22 protein-coding genes are annotated in these 22,809 nt (G+C 63.9%); 9 read left to right on the top strand and 13 right to left on the bottom strand.

Annotated elements, in window-relative coordinates:
- Positions 1-54 precede the first annotated feature (54 nt).
- Positions 55-966, top strand: a complete 912-nt coding sequence (locus ACP92_RS10670; RefSeq protein ID WP_013234123.1) for a LysR family transcriptional regulator — start codon at positions 55-57, stop codon at positions 964-966.
- Between the two features lie 22 nt (positions 967-988).
- Here ACP92_RS10670 and ACP92_RS10675 read toward each other — a convergent pair whose 3' ends face one another.
- On the bottom strand, positions 989-1,417 hold the full coding sequence (locus tag ACP92_RS10675; protein ID WP_013234124.1) for a thioredoxin family protein: 429 nt from the start codon (positions 1,415-1,417) through the stop codon (positions 989-991).
- Positions 1,418-1,527: 110 nt separating this feature from the next.
- Here ACP92_RS10675 and tsaB point away from each other — a divergent pair, with 110 nt between their 5' ends.
- Genes tsaB through ACP92_RS10695 form a run of 4 tightly spaced genes read left to right on the top strand, consistent with a single transcriptional unit; the run spans position 1,528 to position 4,802 of the window.
- Positions 1,528-2,247 (top strand): tRNA (adenosine(37)-N6)-threonylcarbamoyltransferase complex dimerization subunit type 1 TsaB, encoded by a 720-nt coding sequence (gene tsaB / locus ACP92_RS10680; protein WP_013234125.1) that lies wholly within the window; start codon positions 1,528-1,530, stop codon positions 2,245-2,247.
- The gene (gene rimI / locus ACP92_RS10685; protein ID WP_013234126.1) at positions 2,244-2,741 is read left to right on the top strand and encodes a ribosomal protein S18-alanine N-acetyltransferase; all 498 of its coding nucleotides are present in this window, start codon (positions 2,244-2,246) and stop codon (positions 2,739-2,741) included. The genes tsaB and rimI overlap by 4 nt, the downstream gene beginning before the upstream one ends.
- A complete protein-coding gene (locus ACP92_RS10690) occupies positions 2,738-3,760 on the top strand; it encodes a uracil-DNA glycosylase (RefSeq protein WP_013234127.1) in 1,023 nt (340 codons plus the stop codon). Before rimI ends, ACP92_RS10690 begins: the two co-directional genes overlap by 4 nt.
- Before the next feature lie 4 nt (positions 3,761-3,764).
- Positions 3,765-4,802: a DUF1853 family protein gene (locus ACP92_RS10695; protein WP_013234128.1), complete on the top strand. Its 1,038-nt coding sequence runs from the start codon at positions 3,765-3,767 to the stop codon at positions 4,800-4,802.
- Between the two features lie 47 nt (positions 4,803-4,849).
- On the opposite strand, the gene lplT is transcribed toward ACP92_RS10695, so the two are convergent.
- Entirely contained in the window at positions 4,850-6,121 is a 1,272-nt protein-coding gene (lplT, locus tag ACP92_RS10700; RefSeq protein WP_013234129.1) for a lysophospholipid transporter LplT, read from the bottom strand.
- A gap of 233 nt (positions 6,122-6,354) precedes the next feature.
- Here lplT and alr point away from each other — a divergent pair, with 233 nt between their 5' ends.
- On the top strand, positions 6,355-7,434 hold the full coding sequence (alr, locus tag ACP92_RS10705; RefSeq protein WP_013234130.1) for an alanine racemase: 1,080 nt from the start codon (positions 6,355-6,357) through the stop codon (positions 7,432-7,434).
- Positions 7,435-7,511: 77 nt separating this feature from the next.
- Positions 7,512-8,897, top strand: coding sequence for a DNA repair protein RadA (radA, locus tag ACP92_RS10710; protein ID WP_013234131.1), 1,386 nt, complete (start codon positions 7,512-7,514; stop codon positions 8,895-8,897).
- Between the two features lie 15 nt (positions 8,898-8,912).
- Here radA and ACP92_RS10715 read toward each other — a convergent pair whose 3' ends face one another.
- The 3 genes from ACP92_RS10715 to ompR are packed head-to-tail and all read right to left on the bottom strand — an operon-like array spanning position 8,913 to position 11,626.
- Positions 8,913-9,473, bottom strand: coding sequence for a flagellar protein FlhE (locus ACP92_RS10715; RefSeq protein ID WP_013234132.1), 561 nt, complete (start codon positions 9,471-9,473; stop codon positions 8,913-8,915).
- Complete coding sequence (locus ACP92_RS10720) at positions 9,466-10,827, bottom strand: sensor histidine kinase (RefSeq protein ID WP_171941734.1); 1,362 nt, start codon at positions 10,825-10,827, stop codon at positions 9,466-9,468. Before ACP92_RS10720 ends, ACP92_RS10715 begins: the two co-directional genes overlap by 8 nt.
- A 37-nt stretch (positions 10,828-10,864) precedes the next feature.
- Complete coding sequence (ompR, locus tag ACP92_RS10725; protein ID WP_013234134.1) at positions 10,865-11,626, bottom strand: osmolarity response regulator transcription factor OmpR; 762 nt, start codon at positions 11,624-11,626, stop codon at positions 10,865-10,867.
- A 219-nt stretch (positions 11,627-11,845) separates the two neighbouring features.
- On the opposite strand from ompR, the gene ACP92_RS10730 reads away from it, so the two are divergent.
- On the top strand, positions 11,846-12,127 hold the full coding sequence (locus ACP92_RS10730) for a hypothetical protein (RefSeq protein ID WP_041310626.1): 282 nt from the start codon (positions 11,846-11,848) through the stop codon (positions 12,125-12,127).
- 122 nt (positions 12,128-12,249) lie between these two features.
- Here ACP92_RS10730 and ACP92_RS10735 read toward each other — a convergent pair whose 3' ends face one another.
- From ACP92_RS10735 to dapC, 8 genes are all read right to left on the bottom strand, one after another.
- Positions 12,250-12,909 carry an amino acid ABC transporter permease gene (locus ACP92_RS10735; protein ID WP_171941735.1) on the bottom strand — a complete coding sequence of 220 codons (660 nt, stop codon included), beginning with the start codon at positions 12,907-12,909 and terminating at the stop codon, positions 12,250-12,252.
- A gap of 92 nt (positions 12,910-13,001) precedes the next feature.
- Complete coding sequence (locus ACP92_RS10740; protein WP_013234137.1) at positions 13,002-13,805, bottom strand: cystine ABC transporter substrate-binding protein; 804 nt, start codon at positions 13,803-13,805, stop codon at positions 13,002-13,004.
- Between the two features lie 137 nt (positions 13,806-13,942).
- The gene (locus ACP92_RS10745; protein WP_013234138.1) at positions 13,943-15,925 is read right to left on the bottom strand and encodes an ATP-binding cassette domain-containing protein; all 1,983 of its coding nucleotides are present in this window, start codon (positions 15,923-15,925) and stop codon (positions 13,943-13,945) included.
- A gap of 48 nt (positions 15,926-15,973) precedes the next feature.
- Complete coding sequence (prmB, locus tag ACP92_RS10750; protein WP_013234139.1) at positions 15,974-16,864, bottom strand: 50S ribosomal protein L3 N(5)-glutamine methyltransferase; 891 nt, start codon at positions 16,862-16,864, stop codon at positions 15,974-15,976.
- A 29-nt stretch (positions 16,865-16,893) separates the two neighbouring features.
- Positions 16,894-18,021, bottom strand: a complete 1,128-nt coding sequence (gene dapE / locus ACP92_RS10755) for a succinyl-diaminopimelate desuccinylase (protein ID WP_041311764.1) — start codon at positions 18,019-18,021, stop codon at positions 16,894-16,896.
- A 2-nt stretch (positions 18,022-18,023) separates the two neighbouring features.
- On the bottom strand, positions 18,024-18,383 hold the full coding sequence (locus ACP92_RS10760) for an ArsC family reductase (RefSeq protein ID WP_013234141.1): 360 nt from the start codon (positions 18,381-18,383) through the stop codon (positions 18,024-18,026).
- Between the two features lie 121 nt (positions 18,384-18,504).
- On the bottom strand, positions 18,505-19,338 hold the full coding sequence (gene dapD / locus ACP92_RS10765) for a 2,3,4,5-tetrahydropyridine-2,6-dicarboxylate N-succinyltransferase (protein WP_006462557.1): 834 nt from the start codon (positions 19,336-19,338) through the stop codon (positions 18,505-18,507).
- Positions 19,339-19,395: 57 nt separating this feature from the next.
- On the bottom strand, positions 19,396-20,607 hold the full coding sequence (gene dapC / locus ACP92_RS10770) for a succinyldiaminopimelate transaminase (RefSeq protein WP_041311765.1): 1,212 nt from the start codon (positions 20,605-20,607) through the stop codon (positions 19,396-19,398).
- A 327-nt stretch (positions 20,608-20,934) separates the two neighbouring features.
- Here dapC and ACP92_RS10775 point away from each other — a divergent pair, with 327 nt between their 5' ends.
- Positions 20,935-22,746, top strand: coding sequence for a methyl-accepting chemotaxis protein (locus ACP92_RS10775; RefSeq protein ID WP_013234143.1), 1,812 nt, complete (start codon positions 20,935-20,937; stop codon positions 22,744-22,746).
- The last annotated feature ends 63 nt before the right edge of the window (positions 22,747-22,809 follow it).

The following is a 22,809-nucleotide window of genomic DNA, read 5'->3' on the forward strand; positions in this document are numbered from 1 at the left end:
AGGTCTAATCGGAATTGACTATTTCTCTTTCTGGAACAATCTGGGGCTTGAAAAATGGATAGGCTGCAATCAATGCGGGTGTTCGCCAAGGTCGTCGAGCAGGGCAGTTTCGTGCGTGCGGCCGAGCTTCTGGACATTTCCAATGCGGTGGCGACGCGCTTCATCGCCGACCTGGAGGCACATCTGGGAACGCGCCTGCTGAACCGCTCCACCCGTCGCCTGTCCCTGACGGAGGCCGGACAGGCATATCTGGAGCGGGTCCGGATGATCCTGGCCGAGGTCGACGATGCCGAGGCGCTGGTGTCTCTGGAGACCAAACGGCCCGCCGGCACCCTGGCCATCTATTGCAATGCCGGTTTTGGCCAGTCGCAGCTGGGCGAGATGCTGTCGGCCTACTCGCAGGCCTACCCCGAGGTGGCGCTGGATATCAGCCTGTCAGAGCGATCCATTGACCTGGTGGAAGAGGGCATCGATATCGGCTTCTTCAGCAGCATGCAGAAATTCGACGCCAGCATGATCGTGCGCCAGCTGGGGGTGGCGCGGGTCATCCTGTGCACCTCGCCGGCGTATATTGCGCGGCAGGGCGCGCCGGAGCAGCCAGAGGACTTGTCGCGCCACAACTGCCTCAATTTCTCGCACGAGTATCTGCGGCATCACTGGCACGTCAATACCAACGGCGGCGTGCTGGATGTGCCTATCGTCAGCAAGGTCGTCTCCAATAGCGGGGTGCTGTTGCGCGATCTGGCGCTGGCGGGGATGGGGATCGTGCTGCGGCCTTCGTATTCGCTGGGGGATGACCTGCGCAGCGGCCGGCTGGTCCAGGTCTTGCCAGGGTTTGACATGGGCCAGGTGATCATGTCCATGGTCTACCCGAGCCGGCGCCTGCTGTCGGCCAAGGTGCGCAGTTTTGCCGAATTCATCAGCGCGCGCTTTCCGCATCCGGAAAATGATCCCTGGCTGAGTTGAACTGGGCCGGGACGCGCATCGTTCAGCCGATCACATCGGCCAGCTTGTCCAGCAGGCTGCAATCCTGCTGCCAGCTACGGCGCTCGGCCGAGCTGATGGCTTCGCGCTGCAGCTCGGCGTCGCTCTTTTCCATCTGCGCCAGCAGCAGGCGCTCGGCCAGGCGGGTATCGGGTTCCATCGGCCCGAAGAAGGCCACGGTCGCGCCGCGTTCCATGAGCAGGGTGGGGAAGTTGTCGATGTCGAGCTCGCCGACCAGGTCGGCCTGGTCTTCGATATCGATCCAGACAAAATGATGCTGGGGATAGCGCTCGGCCCAGGCGCGGAAGGCCGCGTCATATTCGCGGCAGCTGCCGCACCAGTTGGCGCACAGGCAGGCAACGACCCAAGTGTCGTTGCGAAGCGCCTCGGCGAGTTGGCGGCGGTTGGTCTGGTCTAGGATCTGGTAAGACATGGCCCGCGTATTTTAACCGCTTCGGCAGCAGCCGGTTTGCGCTGGCGCACACTACGTCATCCTTCACGCAGGCAAGCCGAAGAATGCTGCGCGCACGGTAAAATAGCGGGATGACCACGATTCTTGCCATTGAAACTTCGACCGAGCTCGCCTCTGCAGCCTTGCTGTACCAGGGCAAGCTGCTGTCGCGGCAGTCGGCTGGCGCCCAGACGCACTCCGACGCCATTCTCCCCATGATCCAGCAACTGCTGGCCGAAGCCGGCCTGGCGCTGGCGCAATGCGATGCGCTGGCCTTTGGCGTCGGTCCGGGTTCCTTCACCGGCGTGCGCACGGCCTGCGGCGTGGTCCAGGGCCTGGCCTTCGGCGTCGACCGTCCGGTGGTGCCGGTGGTCACGCTGGAAGCGGCGGCCCAGGCCTGCCGCGTGCATGATGCGCAGGCCGCCGAGGTGCTGGCCATCCTCGACGCCCGCATGGGCGAGGTCTATTGGGCGCGCTACCGCGCCCGCAGCGGGGGCGGCTGGGATGTGCTGGCCGAGCCGGCCCTGTCGGCGGCCGCTGACGTGAATACGCAAGGACGTCCATATGCCTGTGGCAACGGGCTGTCGGCCTATGCCGAGCATTTCTCGCCGGACTTCTGCGGCCGCCAGTTTGCGGCCGCCTATGCCTCATGCATGCCGCATGCGCAGCACGTCGCCACGCTGGGGCAGCATCATTTCGACCAGGGACGCGGTGTGCCGGCGCAAGAGGCCCAGCCGTTCTACCTGCGCAACAAGGTGGCGCTGACCACGGCCGAGCGCGAGCTGCGCGATGCCGCCAAGGGAGTGGCATGAACAGCGTGGCCACCTTGCCCGTGGCTGTCGTGCATGAGAAATACGGCAGTCTGCAATTTGCGCCCATGAGTAGCGAGGATCTGGACGCAGTCGTCGAGATCGAGCAGGCCGTCTATTCGCATCCCTGGACGCGGGGCAATTTCCAGGATTCGCTGTACAGCGGTTACCAGGCACAGACCCTGCGTGATAGCGCGGGGCAATTGCTGGGCTATTTCCTGGTCATGCTGGCGGTAGAAGAGGCGCATCTGCTCAACATCAGCGTGGCCGCCGCGCATCAGCACCAGGGCCTGGGCCGCTTGCTGCTGGACCGGGCCACGGCCCTGGCGCGCCAGCATGGCATGCACATCATGCTGCTGGAGGTGCGTGAATCCAATCTCCATGCGGCCAAGGTCTACCGGCATTACGGATTTGCCGAGATTGGCCGACGCAAGAACTACTATCCGGCCGCCAACCAGTCCCGCGAAGGGGCCATCGTCATGAGCCTGCCGCTATGAGTGAACAAATGAATCAGGAAAACGGCTTCGGCTCCTCGCTGGCGCTGCTCGATGCCTTGGGCATCGGGCCGGTGTGGGTGCGGCGCGAGCTGGCCGTGGAAGAAGTCCAGGAACAGGCGCAGCAGCCAGCCAGCGCCACGCCGATAGCCGCCCCTGTCGAGGCCGTCGGGGCCGTCGAGCAGCCGTCCCGGGCGCCGGTGGAGCCCGCGCGCGAACCGACCCCCGTGGCCGAGCGGCCAGCGGTGCAAGCGCCGCCAGCTGGCGCCCCCAAGGCGCCTGCCGCACCGGTGCCGCGCAGCGCGCCGGTGCAAGAAGAGGGCGGACCGCCGGCCTGGCTGGACGAAATGGATTTTGCCGCCTCGCTGGAGCCCGTGCTGATCCCGGAGGGCGAAGACGACGAGCCGATGCCTGCAGTCGATCCCGTGATCGCCAGGATCAAGCAGATGGACTGGCCGCAACTGAAGGAACAGGTGGCGGACTGCCGCCGTTGCGGCCTGTGCCAGGGGCGCAAGAAGACGGTCTTCGGCGTCGGCGATGAAAAGGCCAAGTGGCTCTTCATCGGTGAAGGTCCGGGACGTAATGAGGATATCCAGGGCGAGCCCTTCGTCGGCCCGGCCGGCAAGCTGCTGGACAATATGCTGGTGTCCATGGGTGTCAAGCGCGGCGACAACGCCTATATCGCCAATATCGTCAAATGCCGTCCCACCGACGAGAACGGTCGCGACCGGCCGCCTTCGCCGCAGGAGGTGGCGTCCTGCCTGCCTTATCTGCAGCGCCAGATCGAGCTGATCCAGCCCACCGTGCTGGTCGCGCTGGGCAAGACGGCCGCCATCTCGCTGCTGGGTCTGGATCCGACCACCCCGGTGGCGCGCTTGCGCGGTACGGTTCATCGCTATCAGGAGTTGCCGCTGGTGGTGACCTATCACCCGGCCTATCTGCTGCGTTCGCTACAGGACAAGAGCAAGACCTGGGCCGACCTGTGCCTGGCCATGAGCACTTATCAGGCGCAGGCGCGCTAAGGTGATGGACGCTTTGACCGCTCGGGCGGCGACGAGCTTGTCCAGCCACCAGGTGCGCTTCCACCAGCGCTGGCCTGAACTGCGCGATCCGCATGTGCGTGCGTTGGCCTGGTTGCTCTATGCGCCCGACTTGCTAGCGCAGGACGCGCCTTGCTGGGAGTGTCGTATCGCCACGCTGGGACCGGTCGCGCCCGAGGTGGCGGGCTGGCTGCATGATCTGGAACATGATCCTGGCCTCAACGCCGCCTTGCACGCCCACCTGGCGCGCCAGCCTACTGCCCGCCTGGGGCGTTATGCCGAGCAATTGCTGACGTTCTATCTGCAGCAGCAGGATTGGCTGGTGGCCGCCAACCTGCAGGTGCGCCAGCAGGGGCCGACGCATGAAACGCTGGGCGAATTCGATTTCCTCGTCCGTCCGCCAGGCGACGACGAGTTGGGTCTGATCCACTGGGAATTCGCCACCAAGTTCTACCTGCTCGCACCCCAGTCGGCCGCTGATGCCAAGGCGAACGCCGGGGCCTTCGTCGGCCCCAACCTGGCCGATACCCTGGGCAAGAAGATGCGCAAGATCATGCAGCAGCAACTGATGCTGTCGGCGCATCCTGCTGCGGCGTCGGTGCTGCCGGCGCCCGTGGTGGCAGCGCGCGCGCTGGTCAAGGGCTGGCTGTTCTATCGCCATGGCGAGGCCGTCGAGCTGCCCGCGTCCCTGGGCGTGGCGGCGGATCATTGCCGTGGCTTCTGGTGCGATCTGCCGCGACTGGCGGCACAGCACCAGCCTGACGATCTCTACCTGATCCTGCCCCGGCTGGCCTGGCTGGCGCCAGCGCGTGCGCCGCTGGCGCAGGGATTGTCGCTGCCGGCGTTGCAGGCTGCCCTGGAAACGGCTTTCCTGGCCGACCAGAGTCCGGTGATGGTGGCGCAATGCCGCATCGCCAAGGGCGCAGAACCTGAGTTGCTGGAGCTTGCCCGCGGCTTTATCGTGCCGCCGGGCTGGGAGCAGCGTGCCGCCGATACGGCGCGGCACGCGCTGGTGCGAATCTGAAGCGCATCTGAATCAGATCCTGGGAGGCAGGAGCTTGAGGGCCGCGTTCAGTGGTGGCCGTGCTTGTCCTCGCCGATCAGCGCCAGCGAATCATGTTCGCGCTGGTTGGCGGCATGACGGCGCATGATCAGGTACATGATCCCGGCTACGAAGGAGCCGAAGATGATGATGACGGTGTTCACATCCAGGTTCATGCGCACCATGAAGGCATACAGCACCAGCATGGTCAGCACCGAGAGGTTTTCATTGAAGTTCTGCACGGCGATGGAGTGGCCCGCGCTCATGAGCACGTGGCCGCGATGCTGCAGCAGGGCGTTCATCGGCACCACGAAATAGCCAGACAGCGCACCCACAATCACCAGCAGCGGATAGGCCACCCAGACCGAGGTGGTGGTGGTCATCAGCATTACCACGATGCCCATGACGATGCCCAGCGGCATGACCGTCAAGGATTTCTTCAGCGGCACGAAGCGGGCGGCGGCCATCGCCCCCAGCGCTACGCCCACGGCGACGATGCCTTGCAGGATGGCCGCCTTGTCCAGCGGCATATGCAAGGACTTCTCGGCCCACTTCAGCACGATGAACTGCAGCGTCGCGCCCGCCCCCCAGAAGAGCGTGGTCACCGCCAGCGAGATCTGGCCCAGCTTGTCTTTCCAGAGGGTGGTGAAGCAACCGGCGAAGTCGACGATGAGGCGGATGGGGTTGCGTTCCTGGTGTTCGTAGCGGGCGCCGGTGTCGGGGATATTGAAGTTGAAGAGCGCGGCGATCACGTAAATCAGGGAGATGATGCAGAGTGCGGCTTCGGTGGGGGTGTCGATGGGCAGATCGACCAGCGGGAAATCGAAGGAGAGGATCACCGAGGAAATCTTGGGATTGACCAGCGCACCGCCCAGCACCGTTCCCATGATGATGGAGCCCACCGTCAGCCCCTCGATCCAGCCATTGGCCGCCACCAGTTTCTCCGGCGGCAGCAGTTCGGTGAGGATGCCGTACTTGGCCGGTGAATAGGCCGCCGCGCCGAAGCCGACCACCGCGTAGGCCAGCAGCGGGTGGACTGTGAAGAACATGAGGGAACAGCCGACGATCTTGATCATGTTGGTGATCAACATGACCTTGCCCTTGGGGAAAGCGTCAGCGAAGGCGCCCACGAAAGCCGCCAGGAGCACATAGGAAAGCACGAAGAACAGCTTCAGCAGCGGGGTCATCCACGCTGGCGAATGCATTTCGGCAAGTAGGGCGATGGCGGCGATCAGCAGCGCGTTATCGGCGAGCGACGAAAAGAACTGCGCCGCCATGATGGTATAGAAACCGCGATTCATCCCTGTCCAAGATGTATAACAAATGATGTCCGGCTAGCTTTATACCATGAAACCATGCGCACTCCGTCATAAGTCAAACCAGAAAGATGTTCGTCCGGTAAAATGCCCGCTTGTTCCCCGCTGGGCAAAAACTTCCGGGCGGACCGCGACAGCCAGGCCGGGCGGCATGACTGCTCAAGGTGCGCATTGCCTGCGTCTTGATTGTCATTTGCCCAACGCCGCCACAGGACATCATGCCAAGACCGATCGTCGCCTCCATCAGCATTTCCGCACTTCAACACAATCTCGCCGTCGCCCGCGCCCATGCCCCTGGCGCTCGCGTCTGGGGGGTACTCAAGGCCAATGGCTACGGGCACGGCCTGGAGCGCGCCATGCGCGGTTTCGCCGCCGCCGACGGCCTGGCCCTGATCGAGCCGGATTACGCGGTGCGCCTGCGCGAACTGGGCTGGACCAAGCCCATCCTGTTGCTGGAAGGCTTCTTCGACGCCGACGACCTGCCGGTGCTGGCGCAGCACGACATCCAGTTCGCGGTGCACTGCGAAGAGCAGATCGCGCAGCTGGAAGCCTTTACCGCTGCCGCCAGCCTGCACGCCCACCTGAAGATGAACAGCGGCATGAACCGCCTGGGTTTCAAGCCCGAGACCTACCGCGCCGCCTACGCGCGGCTGCAGAAGATTCCCAGCGTGGCCAGCATTACCCTCATGACCCATTTCGCCAATGCCGACGACGCCGGCAACCCGCTCTTGCCGCTGGCCGAGCAGGTGCGCCGCTTCCAGGCCGGTTCCGAAGGGCTGGACGGTCCTCGTAGCCTGTGCAACTCGGCGGCCGACCTGATGCATGCCGAACTGGCCAATGACTGGGTGCGCCCTGGCGTGATGCTCTATGGCGGCACGCCCGGTGGTGGCTCGGCCGCCGATTTCGGGCTGCGCGCGGCGATGACGCTGGAGAGCCGCATCATCGGCATACAGCAGGTCCCGGCGGGTGAGGCCATCGGCTATGGCAGCCGCTTCGTGGCCGACAAGCCCATGAAGATCGGCGTGGTGGCCTGCGGCTATGCCGACGGCTACCCGCGCCATGCGCCCAACGGCACGCCGGTATTGGTCGATGGCGTCAAGACTGGCACCGTGGGCCGGGTCTCCATGGACATGCTCACCGTGGACCTCACCCACATCCCCGACGCCGATGTGGGCAGCCAGGTCGAACTGTGGGGCAGCAAGCTGCCCATCGACGAGGTCGCCTATGCCGCCGGCACCATCGGCTATGAACTCATGTGCGCGCTGGCGCCCCGCGTGGCCGTGCGGGAAGTGGACTAGCGGCGCAAACAGGCAGGGTGCGGGTAGCACCGCAGCAGCATTGAACAAGCAAGACGACAAGGAAGCGCAAGGCAACGATGGCCAAGGTCAAGACCAATTACACCTGCACCGAATGCGGTGGCGTCAGCAACAAATGGGCCGGTCAGTGCCCGGCCTGCGGGCAGTGGAATACCCTGGTCGAGACCCTGGTGGAGCCGGCGGGCGGCAACCGTTATTCCAATTCGCCGCAAAGCCTGGCGCAGACTGCACCGGTGCTGAGCCTGGCCGACATCGAGGCCATCGATGTGCCGCGCTTTGGCACCGGCATCGAGGAATTCGACCGGGTACTGGGCGGCGGCCTGGTGCCGGGTGGTGTGGCGCTGATCGGGGGGGATCCCGGCATCGGCAAGTCGACCCTGCTGCTGCAGGCGCTGGCCAATATCTCCCGGCTCAAGAAGGTGCTCTACGTCAGCGGCGAAGAATCGGGCGCACAGATCGCCCTGCGCGCCAAACGGTTGGCGGTGGATGCGCGCGAGCTGCAGCTGCAGGCCGAGATCCAGCTGGAAAAGATCCTCGCCACCCTGGCCGAGCACAAGCCCGAAGTGGCCGTGATCGATTCCATCCAGACCCTCTATTCCGATGCGCTGACCTCGGCTCCCGGTTCGGTGGCCCAGGTGCGCGAATGCGCCGCCCAACTTACCCGCGTGGCCAAGACCTCGGGCATCACCATCATCATGGTCGGCCACGTCACCAAGGAAGGCGCGCTGGCCGGGCCGCGCGTGCTGGAGCATATCGTCGATACGGTGCTCTACTTCGAGGGCGATACCCATTCCAGCTTCCGCCTGGTGCGGGCCTTCAAGAACCGCTTTGGCGCGGTCAATGAGCTGGGCGTGTTTGCCATGACCGAGAAGGGCTTGAAGGGCGTTTCCAATCCCTCGGCCCTGTTCCTCTCGCAACACGAAAACCAGGTCCCTGGTTCCTGCGTGATGGTGACCCAGGAGGGGACCCGTCCGCTGCTGGTGGAAATCCAGGCGCTGGTGGACAGTTCGCACGTACCCAACGCCCGCCGCCTCTCGGTGGGGCTGGAGCAGAACCGCCTGGCCATGCTGCTGGCGGTGCTGCACCGGCATGCGGGAGTGGCCGCCTTCGATCAGGACGTCTTCATCAATGCGGTGGGCGGCGTCAAGATCACCGAACCGGCGGCTGACCTGGCGGTACTGCTGGCCATCAATTCTTCCATGCGCAACAAGCCCTTGCCGCGCGGCTTGGTGGTGTTCGGCGAAGTCGGCCTGGCCGGTGAGATTCGCCCCGCCCCCCGGGGGCAAGAGCGTTTGCGCGAAGCAGCCAAGCTGGGTTTCTCGATTGCCGTGATTCCCAAGGCCAATGCGCCCAAGCAGGCCATCGAAGGCTTGAAGGTGATCGCCGTGGAGCGTATCGACGACGCCTTGCAGAAAGCCCGCGAGATCGATGATCACGCCAGCTGAGGCCAGCGTGCCGGGCTATCCGGGAATGTTGTAGGTGACGATGACCTGGTTGATCTCGCCCTTGATGGGCGCTTCACCCACGGCGGCGCGGGCGCGCACCCGATAGTAGAGCTGGAAGGGCTTGCTGGCGTCGCGGCCATTGAAGAAGTCGGTGCTGCCGGTATTGGCGTCGGTGACATGCCAGCAGCTGCCCGCGTCCTGCCAGCACAGCAAGGCTTCGAAGCCAGGCGGCTTGTGCGACACCGTGTAGCGCCAGCTGACCTTGCTGATCGTCGACCCGGGCGGCACCGTGCCTACCACCCTGAATTGCGTCACGTAGTCGGCATTGCGGGCGCGGATATCCGGCCCGGCGGCCTCGGACGCGTAGGAGCCCACCGGTCCGTTGGTGGGCGTGGCCGCAGGGACGGCCGCCGGCGCTGCTGGCACGATGGGCGAGAGGATGACGATGGGCCGACGTCCTTCATTGCCTCCCTGGGGCAGGCTGAGGTTGCGGTCGGCATAGCTTTGCGCCGTGGCCAGGGCGGGCAGCAGGGTGGCGGCGCCCAGCAGGAGCAGCAGGATAGCCCGGTCAGGCATGGCGCCGATGTCCTTGCAGCGGCAGGGTGATCTGTACCAGCAGGCCACTGCGGGTCTCTTCATGTCCCTTCAGGAGCAGCTTGCCATTGTGCTTGAGCACGATGCGATTGACGATGGCCAATCCGAGGCCGGAGCCATTGGCCTGGCCGCGCGCCGTGTCCAGCCGGGTGAAGGGGCGCAGCAGCCGTTCGCATTCGTTGACGGGCACGCCGGGGCCGTGGTCCGCCACTTCCACCACCACCTGATGACCCTCGATGCGGCTGCGGATGTCGATCTCGGCGCAATCGGTGCCTTCGGTCTTGCCGTAGCGGCGGGCATTTTCCACCAGGTTGCTGAACACGCGGGCCAGTTCCGTGCCATTGCCGGCGACTTGCGTGTCGGGGGTGATCTGGGTATGGACCCGGATATCGGACAGGCGCGACGCATTGCCGGCCACATCCTGCAAGACGTCGGCCAGGTCGATGGTTTCCAGGCTGCTGGTATCGAAGGGTTTGGCGTAATCGAGGAACTGGCCGATGATGCTGTCCATCTGCGCCAGGTCCGAATGCATGCCATCACGCGCTTCGTCGGACAGGTTGGCCATCTCGACCTCCAGCTGCATGCGCGCCAGCGGCGTGCGCAGGTCGTGCGAGATGCCGGCCAGGATCAGGGCGCGGTCCGATTCGATACGGTTCAGGTCGGCCACCATCTGGTTGAAGCTGCGATTGGCTTCCTCGATCTCGGTGGGGCCCGATTCGGGCAGCGGCTCGGGCTGGCGGCCCTTGGCGATGGCGCGGGCGGCAGCCGTCAGGCGCGCCAGCGGCTGGTTGATCAGGGTGGAGATGAAGACTGCGCCGATCAGCGACAGGAACAGGGCAATCGAACCCCAGCCCAGCCATTGCAGGCTGGAGGTGCGGTCCAGGCGGCCCCGGTCCAGCATCAGCCAGTACTTGTCGTCATCGATGTTGAAACTGATCCAGAAGCCTTCGACGTCGTTGACGCTGGAGGCAAACAAGGTGTTCTCGTCCAGCGACTGGCGCACGTAATACTCCAGCTCCGGGACGATGGGAGAATCCTCCGGCGGCACGATGCGGTCGCTCTTTTCCAGCGGATAGATGCGGATACCTTCGTTGCTGGCCAGGTCGAACAGCAATTCGCGGCGCATCTCCGGGGCCGAGTGGGTCAGGGCGGCGCGGGTGATGGTGACCACCGAGACGATCTGCGCGGCCAACTGCTCCGCACGCGGGCCACGTTCGACCATGCGAAAGCTGGCCACCCAGGCCACCATGCTGGCGGTGATCAGGAAGGTCAGGAGGAAGAAGGTGCGCCAGAACAGGCCGTTGCTGAACCATCCTGATTGGGTACGGACTTTCATCGGCAAACGGCCTGCAGGTCAGGGGTGAAACGGACGATCAGCGCGGTTTCCCTTCGGGAATGAAGACATAGCCCAGGCCCCAGACGGTCTGGATGTACAGCGGATTGGCCGGATCGGGCTCGATCAGCTTGCGCAGGCGCGAGATCTGCACGTCCAGGCTGCGGTCGAAGACTTCATATTCGCGACCGCGCGCCATTTCCATCAGCTTTTCCCGCGACAGCGGTTGGCGGGCATTGCGGGCAAATACCTTGAGGACCGAGAATTCGCCGGTCGTCAGGGAAATGGTGTCGCCGTTCTTCTTCAGCGTGCGGGTGCCCAAGTCCAGGATGAAATCGCCGAACTCGAAGGTTTCCGGCGTTTCCGACGGCGCGCCCGGCAGTTCGTCCGGTCCCTTGCGGCGCAAGACCGCATTGATGCGGGCCACCAGTTCACGCGGATTGAAGGGTTTGGGCAGGTAATCGTCCGCGCCCATTTCCAGGCCGATGATGCGATCCACATCCTCGCCCTTGGCGGTGAGCATGATGATGGGCGTCTGGTCGCCCGCGCCCCGCAGGCGGCGGCAGATCGCCAGCCCGTCTTCGCCGGGCAGCATCAGGTCCAGCACCAGCAGGTCGTAGCGCTCGCGGATCCAGAGCTTGTTCATGGCCTGGGCGTTTTCCGCCGTGACCACGTTGAAACCCTGCTCGGTCAGATAGCGGCGCAGCAGGTCGCGCAGACGGATGTCGTCGTCCACCACCAACACTTTGAATTGATTGGCGGATGTTGTCGTATTACTATTGTTGCCGTTGGTCGTATTCATGTTGCCTATGGTAGCGTCTTGGCGATTTTGAGCAAGTCAGGCTTGTCCATCCATTACAAACTGTTACATCCCTTACCTTAATCATCTTATACCATCGCGGCCTGCGGCCTAAACTGGAATCACGTAGGGAAAGCGACGTCGGCATTGTCATTGTCTCGCTGCTGATGGCTTCATAGTCGCTTCCTGGTTCTGATTCTCTGTATCTGGAAAATACGCGTTATGAAGATTGCAGTCGTCAACAAGCTATGTCTGGCCGCGGTGGTGACGCTCGGCGTGGGAGCTGCCGCGATGGCGGGCCCACCCCAGGGTGGACGTCCGATGCCTGGCCAGCCGGGTGACTTCAGGCAGCACGCGGGCGACTTCAACCCGCAGGATCACCGCAACCAGATGGCCAGCGACCAGGAACAGCGCCGCAACGGTAAACTCAGCGCAGACGAGCGGCGCGAACTGCGCCGCCAGATCAACGAAGTCGGCCAGGACATCTATCGCGTCAAGCGCTGATCTGCATGGATGTCATCGGGCGGAAAAGATTCCGCTCCATCAAGCAGAAGCCCGGAAAACATGGTTCCGGGCTTTTTTTATGGGCGCGGACAAGCCGGCCCCAGGTCTCTCAGGTCCCAGGTCTATATCTGGTGAGCCTTGCCCAGCTTCTTCTCCAGGCGGTGTTGCAGGGCCTCGAAACACAGGCTCAGCATCCAGTAGATGGCCGCCGCCGCCACATACAAGGGGAGCGGACGGAAGGTCACGGCAATGACCTCCTTGGTCGCCAGCATCAGCTCGGTCACCGTGATGACCGACACCAGCGAGGTATCCTTGATCAGGCTGATGAGGGTATTGCTCATCGACGGCACGGCAATGCGCACGGCTTGTGGCACGATGATGTAGCGCAGCGTCTGGAAGTAGGTCAGCCCGACGCTGAAGGCCGCATTCCACTGACCGCGTGTGACGCCCAGGATGGCGCCGCGCAGGCTTTCCGACAGGTAGGCGCTGGCGTTCAGGCTCAGGGTCAGCACCCCGGCCGTGAGCGGGGAGAATTCGATGCCCATGCCCGGCAAGCCGTAATAGACCACGAAGATCTGCACCAGCAGCGGCGTGCCGCGCATCATGCTCACGTAGATGGCGGCGGGCCAGTGGATCGGCCGCCACGGCACGATGCGCGCCACTGCCAGCACGAATCCCAGCACCAGGCCACCCAGCATCGAGGCCAGCGCGAAGAGCAGGGTGTAGCCCACCCCCTTGGCCAGCGTCGGGGCGGCTTGCTGCAGCAGTTCGAGGATTTCCATAAGCATTCGATATAAAAAATTATCCCCGCAATGCGGGGATAGATCGTTCCGTCCGGCAATAGCCGGACGGCAAGGCGGGCCGTGAACGCGCCTTATTGTGCTTTCGGCGGCTGGCTCACGTCAATGCCGAACCACTTCTCGGAAGCGGCCTTGAAGCTGCCATCAGCCTTGATGTCGGCCAGGGCCTTGTTCAGGGCGGCCTTGAATTCCGGATTGCCCTTGCGGAAGGGGATGCCGATCTTGTCGACCGCGCCAATCGGGCTGCCCGCCTTCAGCGGCAGGTTGGTCGACTTCAGGATGTAGCCCACCAGCAGGCTGTCGTTCAAGGCGGCGTCGATACGGCCAGCCGCCAGGTCAGCCAGGTATTCGGGCGAGCCTGGATAGGTGCGCACGTCGATGCCCGGCACGGCCTTGGCCTTCTGTTCGAAGTTGGTGCCCTGACCCAGGCCGAGCTTCTTGCCCTTCAGGTCTTCCAGGCTCTTGAATTCGCGCTTTTCATCCTTGCGCACGATCAGCTGGGCGCTGGAGAGGGTGTACGGATCGGAGAAATCGAAGGCCTTCTGGCGCTCGTCGGTGATGCCGACCTGGTTGATGATGACGTCATACTTGCCCGCGCCCAGACCGGCCAGGATGCCGCTCCACTCGGTGGTGGTGAAGACTGGCTTCACGCCCAGCTTGGCGGCCAGCAGCTTGGCGACATCGACCTCGAAGCCGGTCAGTTCGCCGGTCTTGGGATCCTTGAAGTTGAACGGCGGGTAGTTGCCTTCCAGCGCCACCTTCAGCGTGCCGCTGCTCTTGACCGATTGCAGCAGGTCCGCTGCCGAGACGCTCAGGGAAGAGGCCAGCAGCGCCGCGCCCACACCGGCCAGCAGCCATTGCTTGATGTTCTTGTTCATATCTCGATGTCCTTATAAAAACTTTCGCCGCAAACATTGCAGCCAGGCCGCCATGATGCCTTCGTTTTGCCGAACTGCAAGGGCTGGCTTAATACTTTGATGTAGAAAGCTTATGCCAGCGCCGGTTCCCGTGTGCCTCAGGCCTGCAATTGCTCCAGCGCTTCCTGCTGTTCCAGCCATTCGTTTTCCAGCTGTTCGAGCTCCTTGCTGCAGTAGGCCTGGTCGGTGATGAGGGTCTTCAGTTCTTCCTTGTTGGCGGCGTCGTAGATGTCCGGGCTGGCCAGGCGGGCGTCGATCTCTGCCTTGCGGACGTTGAGCTTGGCGATCTGTTCATCGAGACGTTTGATGCGCGCCTCGATGGGCTTTTTCAGGGCCGACATCTTCTGGCGCTGTTCGGCCTCCAGGCGCTTCTGTTCCTTGCGGTCCACCAGCGCGGCGGGCGCGCTCTCCACCGGCTGGCTGGCCGTAGGCAGGGGCGCGGCGGCGGCGGCGTCATTGCGAGCGGCCAGCTTGGTCTTGAAGAGCCAGTCCTTGTAATCGTCCAGGTCGCCATCGAAGGGCTGCAGCTTGCCCTCGGCCACGATCAGGAACTGGTCGGTGGTGGCGCGCAGCAGGTGGCGATCGTGCGAGACCAGTACCAGCGTGCCCTCGAACTGCGCCAGCGCCATGGTCAGGGCTTCGCGGGTTTCCAGGTCGAGGTGGTTGGTCGGTTCGTCCAGCAGCAACAGGTTGGGGCGCTGCCAGACAATCAGGGCCAGCGCCAGGCGCGCCTTTTCCCCGCCCGAGAAGGGCGCGATGGAGGAGGTCGCCATGGTGCCGTTGAAGTTGAAGCTGCCCAGGAAATTGCGCAGCTCCTGCTCGCGCACATCCGGTGCCAGCCGGGTCAGGTGCCACAGCGGCGATTCGTCATGGCGCAGCATCTCCACCTGGTGCTGGGCGAAGTAGCCGATCACCAGTCCCTTGCCCAGGCGGGCAGTGCCGGAGAGTGGATCGATCTCGCCGGCCACGGTCTTGATGAGCGTCGATTTGCCCGCGCCGTTGACCCCCAACAGGCCAATGCGCTGGCCATTCTGCAGCGAGAAATCGATGCCATGCACGATGATCTTGTCTTCATCGGGCGCGCCGTTCTTGCCCTCGATGTGATAGCCGGCGTTGACCTTTTCCATCACCAGCAAGGGATTGGGGGCCGACAAGGGCTCGCGGAATTCGAACGAGAATTCCGCCGCCGCCCGCAGCGGCGCCAGCTCTTCCATCTTGGACAGGGCCTTCATGCGGCTCTGCGCCTGGCGCGCCTTGGTGGCCTTGGCCTTGAAGCGGTCGATGAAGGATTGCAGGTGCGCGCGTTGGCGCTGCTGCTTCTCGATCATGCCGGCCATCAGTTCCAGTTGAGCCGAACGCTGGCGCTCGAAGGCGCTGTAGTTGCCGGAATACCGCTTCAGTTTGCGATCGTCGATATGAACGATCACATTCACCACGCCATCCAGGAAATCGCGGTCGTGGGAAATGATGAGCAGGGTGCCCTCGTAGCGCTTCAACCAGTCTTCCAGCCAGATGATGGCGTCCAGGTCCAGGTGGTTGGTCGGTTCGTCCAGCAGCAGCAGGTCGGACGGGCACATCAGCGCCTGCGCCAGGTTCAGGCGCATGCGCCAGCCGCCGGAGAAGCTGGCCACGGGGCGTTCCATCTGTTCCAGCGAGAAACCCAGGCCCAGCAGCAATTGCTCGGCGCGCGAGCGCACGGTATAGGCATCGGCATCGGCCAGGGCGGTATGCAGTTCGGCGATATGATTGCCGTCGTGCTTGTCATCGGGCTGCGCTTCGGCGCGGGCCAGCTCGGCTTCCAGCTGGCGCAGATGGGCGTCGCCATCGATGGCGTACTCGATGGCGGGGCGATCCAGTGCCGGGGTTTCCTGCGCCACGTAGGCCATGCGCCAGCGCGCCGGGAAATCGATATTGCCTTGGTCGGCATGCAGCTCGCCACGCAGCATGGCAAACAGGCTGGACTTGCCAGCGCCATTGGCGCCGATCAGGCCGATCTTGTCGCCCGGGTTGAGCGTCAGGTCGACATTCTCCAGCAGCGGCTTGACGCCCCGCTGGAGGGAAACTTGCTGGAAACGGATCATCAGTGATTCACAATCGTTGGGACGCGGTGCAAGAGCGAGCGTTCAGGCTCAGGCCAGTTGCAGCTGTTCAGCCGTGACCAGGAAGACCATGTCGTCCCCGGCGCTGGTGGTCAGCCAGGTCAGTTCCAGTTCCGGGAAGGCGGCTTCGGCAAAGGCGCGCTCATTGCCGATCTCGACCACCAACACACCTTCGGGCGTGAGGCGCTCGGCAGCGCCAGCGACGATCTTGCGCACCAGGTCCATGCCATCCTCACCCCCGGCCAGCGCCAGTTGCGGCTCGCGCAGGTATTCCTGGGGCAGCTTGGCCATGGAGCCGGAATTCACATAGGGCGGATTGCTGATGATCAGATCGTACTTGCGCAGCGGCAGCTGCGTGTACAGGTCGGATTCGACCAGGTTGATGCGCTCTTGCAACTGGTATTCATCCACGTTCTTGCGGGCCACGGCCAGGGCGTCGGCGGAGATATCGACGGCGTCGATCTGCGCGTTCGGGAAGGCATCAGCCAGCAGGATGGGCAGGCAACCGGAGCCGGTGCAGAGATCCAGCGCATTCTCGATGGCTTCCGGGTCCTGGATCCACGGCGAGAAATGCTGCGGAATCAGTTCGGCGATGAAGGAACGCGGCACGATCACGCGCTCATCCACATAGAAGCGGTAAGCGCCCAGCCAGGCTTCATGGGTGATGTAGGCGGCCGGCACGCGGTCCTTGCTGCGGCGTTCGATGACGCGCATGACCGCGGCGATTTCGTCGGGCAAGAGGCGGGCGTCGAGGAAGGGATCGAGCTGGTCCAGCGGCAGCTTGAGCGTATGCAGGATCAGGTAGGCCGCTTCATCCAGCGCATTGCTGCTGCCGTGGCCGAAGAACAGTTGTTCGGTGTTGAAGCGGGTCACGGCGTAGCGCAGCAGATCGCGCACGGTGGAGAAATTGTTGGGAGTCATGAGGTTCTCTTCGATGCAATGCCGCCGGCTCAGGCCAGCAGGTTTTCCAGCGTCTTGCGGTAGATGTTCTTCAAGGGATCGATGTAGCGCACTTCGATGTGCTCATCGATCTTGTGGATGCTGTCATTGGGTGGGCCGAACTCGATCACCTGCGGGCAGATCTGGGCGATGAAGCGTCCATCGGAAGTGCCGCCGGTGGTGGACAGCTCGGTGTCCAGCCCGGTCTCGTCCTTGATCGCCTTGGACAGGGCATCCGACAGATCGCCGCGCGGGGTCAGGAAGGGCAGGCCGCCGACGGTCCACTTCAGGTCATATTCCAGGCCATGCTTGTCGAGGATGGCATGCACGCGCTGCTGCAGGCCCTCCACGGTACTGGCGGTGGAGAAACGGAAGTTGAAGTCGATCATCACCTCACCCGGGATCACGTTGGATGCACCCGTGCCGCCATGGATGTTGGAGATCTGCCAGGACGTCGGCAGGTAGTATTCATTGCCCGCATCCCACTGTTCGGCCACCAGTTCAGCCAGTGCCGGCGCCGCCTGGTGGATGGGGTTGCGCGCCAGTTGCGGATAGGCGATATGGCCCTGGATGCCCTTGACGGTCAGCTTGCCCGACATGGTGCCGCGGCGGCCGTTCTTGATCATGTCGCCCAGGGTCTTGGCCGAGGTCGGTTCACCGACGATGCAGTAATCCAGTTGTTCGCCGCGTGCCTTGAGGGCATTGCAGACCACCACGGTGCCGTCGATGGCCGGGCCCTCTTCATCGCTGGTGATGAGGAAGCCGATGGAACCCTTGTGATCGGGATGGGCCGCCGTGAACTCTTCGCAAGCCACCACCATGGCGGCAATCGAGGTCTTCATGTCGGAGGCGCCCCGACCGTACAGGCGGCCCTCGCGCAGGGTCGGCTGGAAGGGATGCGACTGCCATTTCTCCAGCGGACCGGTCGGCACCACGTCGGTGTGGCCGGCAAAGACCACCAACGGCTGCGCCGTACCCTTGCGCGCCCACAGGTTGGTCACCTCGCCGGACTGGATGGTCTCGCAGACGAAGCCCAGCGGCGTGAGCAATTCCGCCAGCCTGGCCTGGCAGCCTTTGTCTTCGGGGGTGACGGAAGAAAGGGACATCAATTCCTGGGTCAGGGCCAGCGTCTTGCTCATGATCATTTCTCGAAAATGTGTTGATACTGATCGGCCTTGAAGCCGACGTGATGCTGCTTGCCATCGAAGAGCACCGGGCGCTTCACCACCGAGGGGTTTTCCACCATCAGGGCCACCGCTGCGGCGTCATCGGTGATGGCGGCCTTGCGCTCATCGGGCAGGGCGCGCCAGGTCGTTCCTTTGCGATTGACCAGCACGTCGCGCTGCACATCCTTCAACCAGGCTTGCGCTTGCGCGGCGGTCAGGCCGGCCTTCTTGAAATCGTGGAAGTGATAGGCGATGCCTTGCTCGTCCAGCCACACGCGGGCCTTCTTGACGGTGTCGCAATTGGGGATGCCGTAGAGGGTGATCTTGTCGCTCATGCTTGTTCTCGCGCTTGTTCTCGCCATCGAGGTCACTAGAACACGACGCCGCGCCGGTGTACGAGACGACCGGCGCGGCGCGTGGGTGCTTCAGGACTTCAGGTAAGCCGCTGGTGCGGAATTACTCGCCGCGCAGCAGTTCGTTGATGGAAGTCTTGGAGCGGGTCTGGGCATCGACCTTCTTGACGATGATCGCAGCGTACAGGCTGTACTTGCCATCCTTGGAGGGCAGGTTGCCCGGCACCACCACCGAACCTGCCGGCACGCGGCCATAGTGGACTTCGCCGGTTTCGCGGTCATAGATCTTGGTCGATTGGCCGATGTACACGCCCATGGACAGCACCGAGTTCTCTTCGATGATGACGCCTTCGACGACTTCCGAGCGGGCGCCGATGAAGCAGTTGTCTTCGATGATGACGGGGCCGGCCTGCACCGGTTCCAGTACGCCGCCGATGCCCACGCCACCGGACAGGTGAACGTTCTTGCCGATCTGGGCAGCCGAACCGACGGTGGCCCAGGTGTCGACCATCGTGCCTTCATCGACATAGGCGCCGATGTTGACGTAGGAGGGCATCAGCACCACGTTGCGGCCGATGAAGGAACCATGACGGGCCACGGCAGGCGGCACCACGCGGAAGCCACCCTTGGCGAAATCTTCAGCGGTGTAGTTGGCGAACTTGGTGGGCACCTTGTCGTAGAACTGCGGGTAGCCGGTACCGGCCGACATCGGCACGTTGTCTTCCAGGCGGAAGGACAGCAGGATGGCCTTCTTCACCCATTGGTTGACTTCCCACTGGCCGACGCCTTGACGGTTGGCGACGCGCAGGGTGCCATCGTTCAGGCCTGCGATCACTTCGGCCACCGCATTGCGGATGTCGGCCGGAGCGCTCTTGGGGGACAGGCTGGCGCGGTCTTCCCACGCCTGATCGATGATTTGCTGAATGGACTGTGTCATGTTGATATCTATGAACGGTTGGGTGAAAGGGGGTAAGTCTGGCTTCTCGGCCGGGCCTCAGGCCTGGCCGGCCAGTTTCCTGGTGAAGGCGACGATGCGTTGCGCCGCCTCCAGGCATTCTTCGACTTCGGCCACCAGCGCCATGCGGATGCGGCCGGCGCCCGGATTGACGCCATGCGCCTCGCGCGCCAGGTAGCTGCCGGGCAGCACCGTGACATTATATTCGGCGTACAGGCGTTGGGCGAATTCGGTGTCGCTGATGTTGACCAGCTTGTCGACCTTGGCCCACAGGTAGAAGGCCGCATCGGGCAAGGCCACCTCCAGCACTTCCTGCAGCAGCGGAGTGACCTGGGAGAACTTGGTGACGTACTTGGCGATGTTGCCCTGCACGTGGGTCTCGTCCTGCCAGGCCAGCACGGAAGCGGCCTGGATCACCGGGCTCATGGCTGCGCCGTGGTAGGTGCGGTAGAGCAGGAATTTCTTCAGGATGGCCGCATCGCCGGCCACGAAGCCCGATCGCATGCCCGGCACGTTGGAGCGCTTGGACAGGCTGGAGAAGGAAATCAGCCTGCGGTAGTCGCGGCCCAAGAGGCGCGCAGCCTGCATGCCGCCCAGCGGCGGGTCCTCGTTGAAGTAGATTTCCGAATAGCACTCGTCGGAGGCGATCACGAAGCCATAGCGGTCCGACAGGGCGAACAGTTCCTTCCAGTCTTCCAGCGTCAGCACCGCGCCCGTCGGGTTGCCCGGCGAGCAGACGAACAGCAGCTGCACGCGCTCCCACACGTCCTGCGGCACTTGGCTGAAGTCGGGGGCGAAATTGCGCTTGGGGTCGGAGTTGACGAAGTAGGGTTGGGCGCCGGCCAGGTAGGCCGAGCCTTCATAGATCTGGTAGAACGGATTGGGACACATCACCAGCGCGCCCGGCCGGGTCGGATCGACCACGGTCTGGGTCAGCGAGAACAGCGCCTCGCGCGAACCATTGACCGGCAGGATCTCGGTAGCCGGGTCAGGACGCGGGATGTCATAACGTTTCTGCAGCCAGTCTGCAATCGCACCGCGCAGGGCGTCGCTGCCCAGGGTGGCCGGGTAGGAGGCCAGGCCGGCCAGGTTGTCGATCAGCGCCTGCTGGATGAAGGCCGGAGTCGGATGCTTGGGCTCGCCGATGCCCAGGCTGATCGGGCGGTAGGCAGGATCGGGCGTGATGCCGGCGAAGAGCTTCTTGAGCTTTTCGAAAGGATACGGCTGCAGTTGGTCGAGTAAGGGATTCACGGCGCTGGACTGGAGTAAAGCTTCGCGGGCCAGCGCACATGCGGCTTGCATGCGGTCGGCCAGGGCAAAGGGCTGGGAAAGCTTGCGATTATACCGTCATTGCCGGGCTGATGGTCCCTCGCCCTGTTGATCGCCAGACATGATGGCTTGTCGGGTGACATCCGTGCTCGTGAATGAAAAGTAAGCTGTACAACGTGCAATCTGAACAATCGGGCTCATGGAGCCGGTGTATTCAGTGGATTGTCAGGAAGCTTTCAGGGGTATCGTGCGGGTTCGCCAAACCTGGCCGACCCGCGAGGACGGCCATCGAACCCGGAGAAGAGAATAATGAAAAGCCTCAAGGCACAGCTGCTGTCGGCGCTGGTGGTGATGTGGGCGGGCTTGTTGCTGCTGGCCGCCTGGTCGGCCTTCAGCGCCCGTGAAAACATGATCGATGAACGCAAGGACGGCTTGCGGCGCGTGGTCGAAGCCGCCAATGGGGTGGTCAAGAGCTATGTGGCCGATGTCGCTGCCGGCCGTGTTTCCAAGGAAGAGGCCCAGAAGAACGCGCTGGAGCGCATTGCCGCCATGCGCTACGACGGCGACAACTACCTGTTCATCTTCGATTCCCGCCCGGTGGTACTGATGCTGCCGTCCAACAAGGCCATGGTGGGCAAGAACGTGGCTGACCGCAAGGACTCGGAAGGCAAGGCCTACTACGTCGAGATGATGAAGGTGGGCCAGGAGAAGCAGCATGGCTTCGTCCAGTACATGGGACGCCTGCCGGGTACCGATGACAGCAACCGCACGCCCAAGATGAGCTATGTGGTGCATAACCAGGACTGGGACTGGTTCATCGTCACCGGCGTCTTCCTCAGCGACGTGCAGGCGCAGTTCCGTGCTGACCTGTTCCGCCTCCTGGGGATCCTGCTGGTGGTGGGGGTGGTGGTGTCGGTGATGATGCTGGCCATCATCCGCCGCATCACCGGCAGCCTGGGCGGCGAGCCGGCCTATGCGGTCGATATCGCCACCCGCATTGCCAATGGCGACCTGACCGTGCAGGTGCAGACGCGCCCCGGGGATACCCGCAGCCTGCTCTACGCGATGGCCACCATGCGCGAACGTCTGGCCGGGGTCATCAAGGGCATCCGCCAGGGTACCGACGCCATCGACATCGGCGCTCGCGAGATCGCCGCCGGCAACCTCGACCTGTCCAGTCGCACCGAAGAACAGGCAGGCTCGCTGGCGACAACCGCCTCGAACATGGATGGACTGACCGCCACCGTCAAGCAGAACGCCGACAACGCCCGCCAGGCTGGCCAGTTGGCCCATAGCGCCTCCGACATCGCGACCCGTGGGGGTGAGGTGGTGGGGCAGGTGGTGCAGACCATGGAGGGCATCACCGGCAGCTCGCGCAAGATCGCCGACATCATCGGCGTCATTGACGGCATTGCCTTCCAGACCAACATCCTGGCCCTCAATGCCGCGGTGGAAGCGGCCCGGGCGGGCGAGCAGGGGCGCGGTTTCGCCGTGGTGGCGTCGGAAGTGCGTTCGCTGGCCCAGCGCAGCGCCCAGGCGGCCAAGGAAATCAAGGCCCTCATCGAGGATTCGGTGCAGCGCGTGGGCAGCGGTTCGGACCAGGTGGCGCGGGCTGGCCAGACCATGGGCGAGGTGGTGGCGGCGGTGCGCAGCCTCACCGATATCGTCGGGGAAATCTCGGCGGCGTCCGAAGAGCAGCGCAACGGCATCGAGCAGGTCAATCTGGCCATCGGTGAAATGGATCAGGTGACCCAGCAGAATGCGGCCCTGGTCGAGCAGGCCGCTGCGGCCGCCGGTTCGCTGGAAGAACAGGCGCGCCGCCTGAAGGCGGCAGTATCGACGTTCCGCGTCGATGGTGAAGAAAACCTCAGCGCCCCGGTGGCGTCGTCGCTGGCCACTGCCACTGCCACTGCAACTCCCACCGCCGTGCGCAAAGCGCCTGCCGCAGCCGCTATCCCCGTTGCATCGGCCAAGCCACTGGCCGGCAAGCCCTTGACCAAGCCTGCGGGCGGGGCGGCGCCCTTGCCAGCGCCCGCCAAGGCCGCGCCAGCCGCCGCCAAGCCGGCCTCTGCCGCCAAGGCCTTGCCGGCTGGCGATGACGGCGACTGGGAGACCTTCTGATTCCAGCGCTGGTGCAGTCCGGGACTGGGCGCGCCTGCTAGCCAAGTCAAGACGCTGTGCTGA

This window comes from Herbaspirillum seropedicae, from assembly GCF_001040945.1.
Lineage (GTDB): Bacteria > Pseudomonadota > Gammaproteobacteria > Burkholderiales > Burkholderiaceae_D > Herbaspirillum > Herbaspirillum seropedicae.

Bases quoted from the DNA above. Each gene is read 5' to 3' on its own strand.
- ACP92_RS10775 (WP_013234143.1), top strand. From the start codon at position 20,935: ATGAAAAGCCTCAAGGCACAGCTGCTGTCGGCGCTGGTGGTGATGTGG.
- dapE (WP_041311764.1), bottom strand. From the start codon at position 18,021: ATGAGCAAGACGCTGGCCCTGACCCAGGAATTGATGTCCCTTTCTTCC.
- ACP92_RS10675 (WP_013234124.1), bottom strand. From the start codon at position 1,417: ATGTCTTACCAGATCCTAGACCAGACCAACCGCCGCCAACTCGCCGAG.
- ACP92_RS10745 (WP_013234138.1), bottom strand. From the start codon at position 15,925: ATGATCCGTTTCCAGCAAGTTTCCCTCCAGCGGGGCGTCAAGCCGCTG.
- ACP92_RS10715 (WP_013234132.1), bottom strand. From the start codon at position 9,473: ATGCCTGACCGGGCTATCCTGCTGCTCCTGCTGGGCGCCGCCACCCTG.
- ACP92_RS10740 (WP_013234137.1), bottom strand. From the start codon at position 13,805: ATGAACAAGAACATCAAGCAATGGCTGCTGGCCGGTGTGGGCGCGGCG.
- ompR (WP_013234134.1), bottom strand. From the start codon at position 11,626: ATGAATACGACCAACGGCAACAATAGTAATACGACAACATCCGCCAAT.
- ACP92_RS10730 (WP_041310626.1), top strand. From the start codon at position 11,846: ATGAAGATTGCAGTCGTCAACAAGCTATGTCTGGCCGCGGTGGTGACG.
- ACP92_RS10760 (WP_013234141.1), bottom strand. From the start codon at position 18,383: ATGAGCGACAAGATCACCCTCTACGGCATCCCCAATTGCGACACCGTC.
- prmB (WP_013234139.1), bottom strand. From the start codon at position 16,864: ATGACTCCCAACAATTTCTCCACCGTGCGCGATCTGCTGCGCTACGCC.
- ACP92_RS10695 (WP_013234128.1), top strand. From the start codon at position 3,765: ATGGACGCTTTGACCGCTCGGGCGGCGACGAGCTTGTCCAGCCACCAG.
- rimI (WP_013234126.1), top strand. From the start codon at position 2,244: ATGAACAGCGTGGCCACCTTGCCCGTGGCTGTCGTGCATGAGAAATAC.
- lplT (WP_013234129.1), bottom strand. From the start codon at position 6,121: ATGAATCGCGGTTTCTATACCATCATGGCGGCGCAGTTCTTTTCGTCG.
- ACP92_RS10720 (WP_171941734.1), bottom strand. From the start codon at position 10,827: ATGAAAGTCCGTACCCAATCAGGATGGTTCAGCAACGGCCTGTTCTGG.
- dapD (WP_006462557.1), bottom strand. From the start codon at position 19,338: ATGACACAGTCCATTCAGCAAATCATCGATCAGGCGTGGGAAGACCGC.
- ACP92_RS10670 (WP_013234123.1), top strand. From the start codon at position 55: ATGGATAGGCTGCAATCAATGCGGGTGTTCGCCAAGGTCGTCGAGCAG.
- alr (WP_013234130.1), top strand. From the start codon at position 6,355: ATGCCAAGACCGATCGTCGCCTCCATCAGCATTTCCGCACTTCAACAC.
- tsaB (WP_013234125.1), top strand. From the start codon at position 1,528: ATGACCACGATTCTTGCCATTGAAACTTCGACCGAGCTCGCCTCTGCA.
- ACP92_RS10690 (WP_013234127.1), top strand. From the start codon at position 2,738: ATGAGTGAACAAATGAATCAGGAAAACGGCTTCGGCTCCTCGCTGGCG.
- radA (WP_013234131.1), top strand. From the start codon at position 7,512: ATGGCCAAGGTCAAGACCAATTACACCTGCACCGAATGCGGTGGCGTC.
- ACP92_RS10735 (WP_171941735.1), bottom strand. From the start codon at position 12,909: ATGGAAATCCTCGAACTGCTGCAGCAAGCCGCCCCGACGCTGGCCAAG.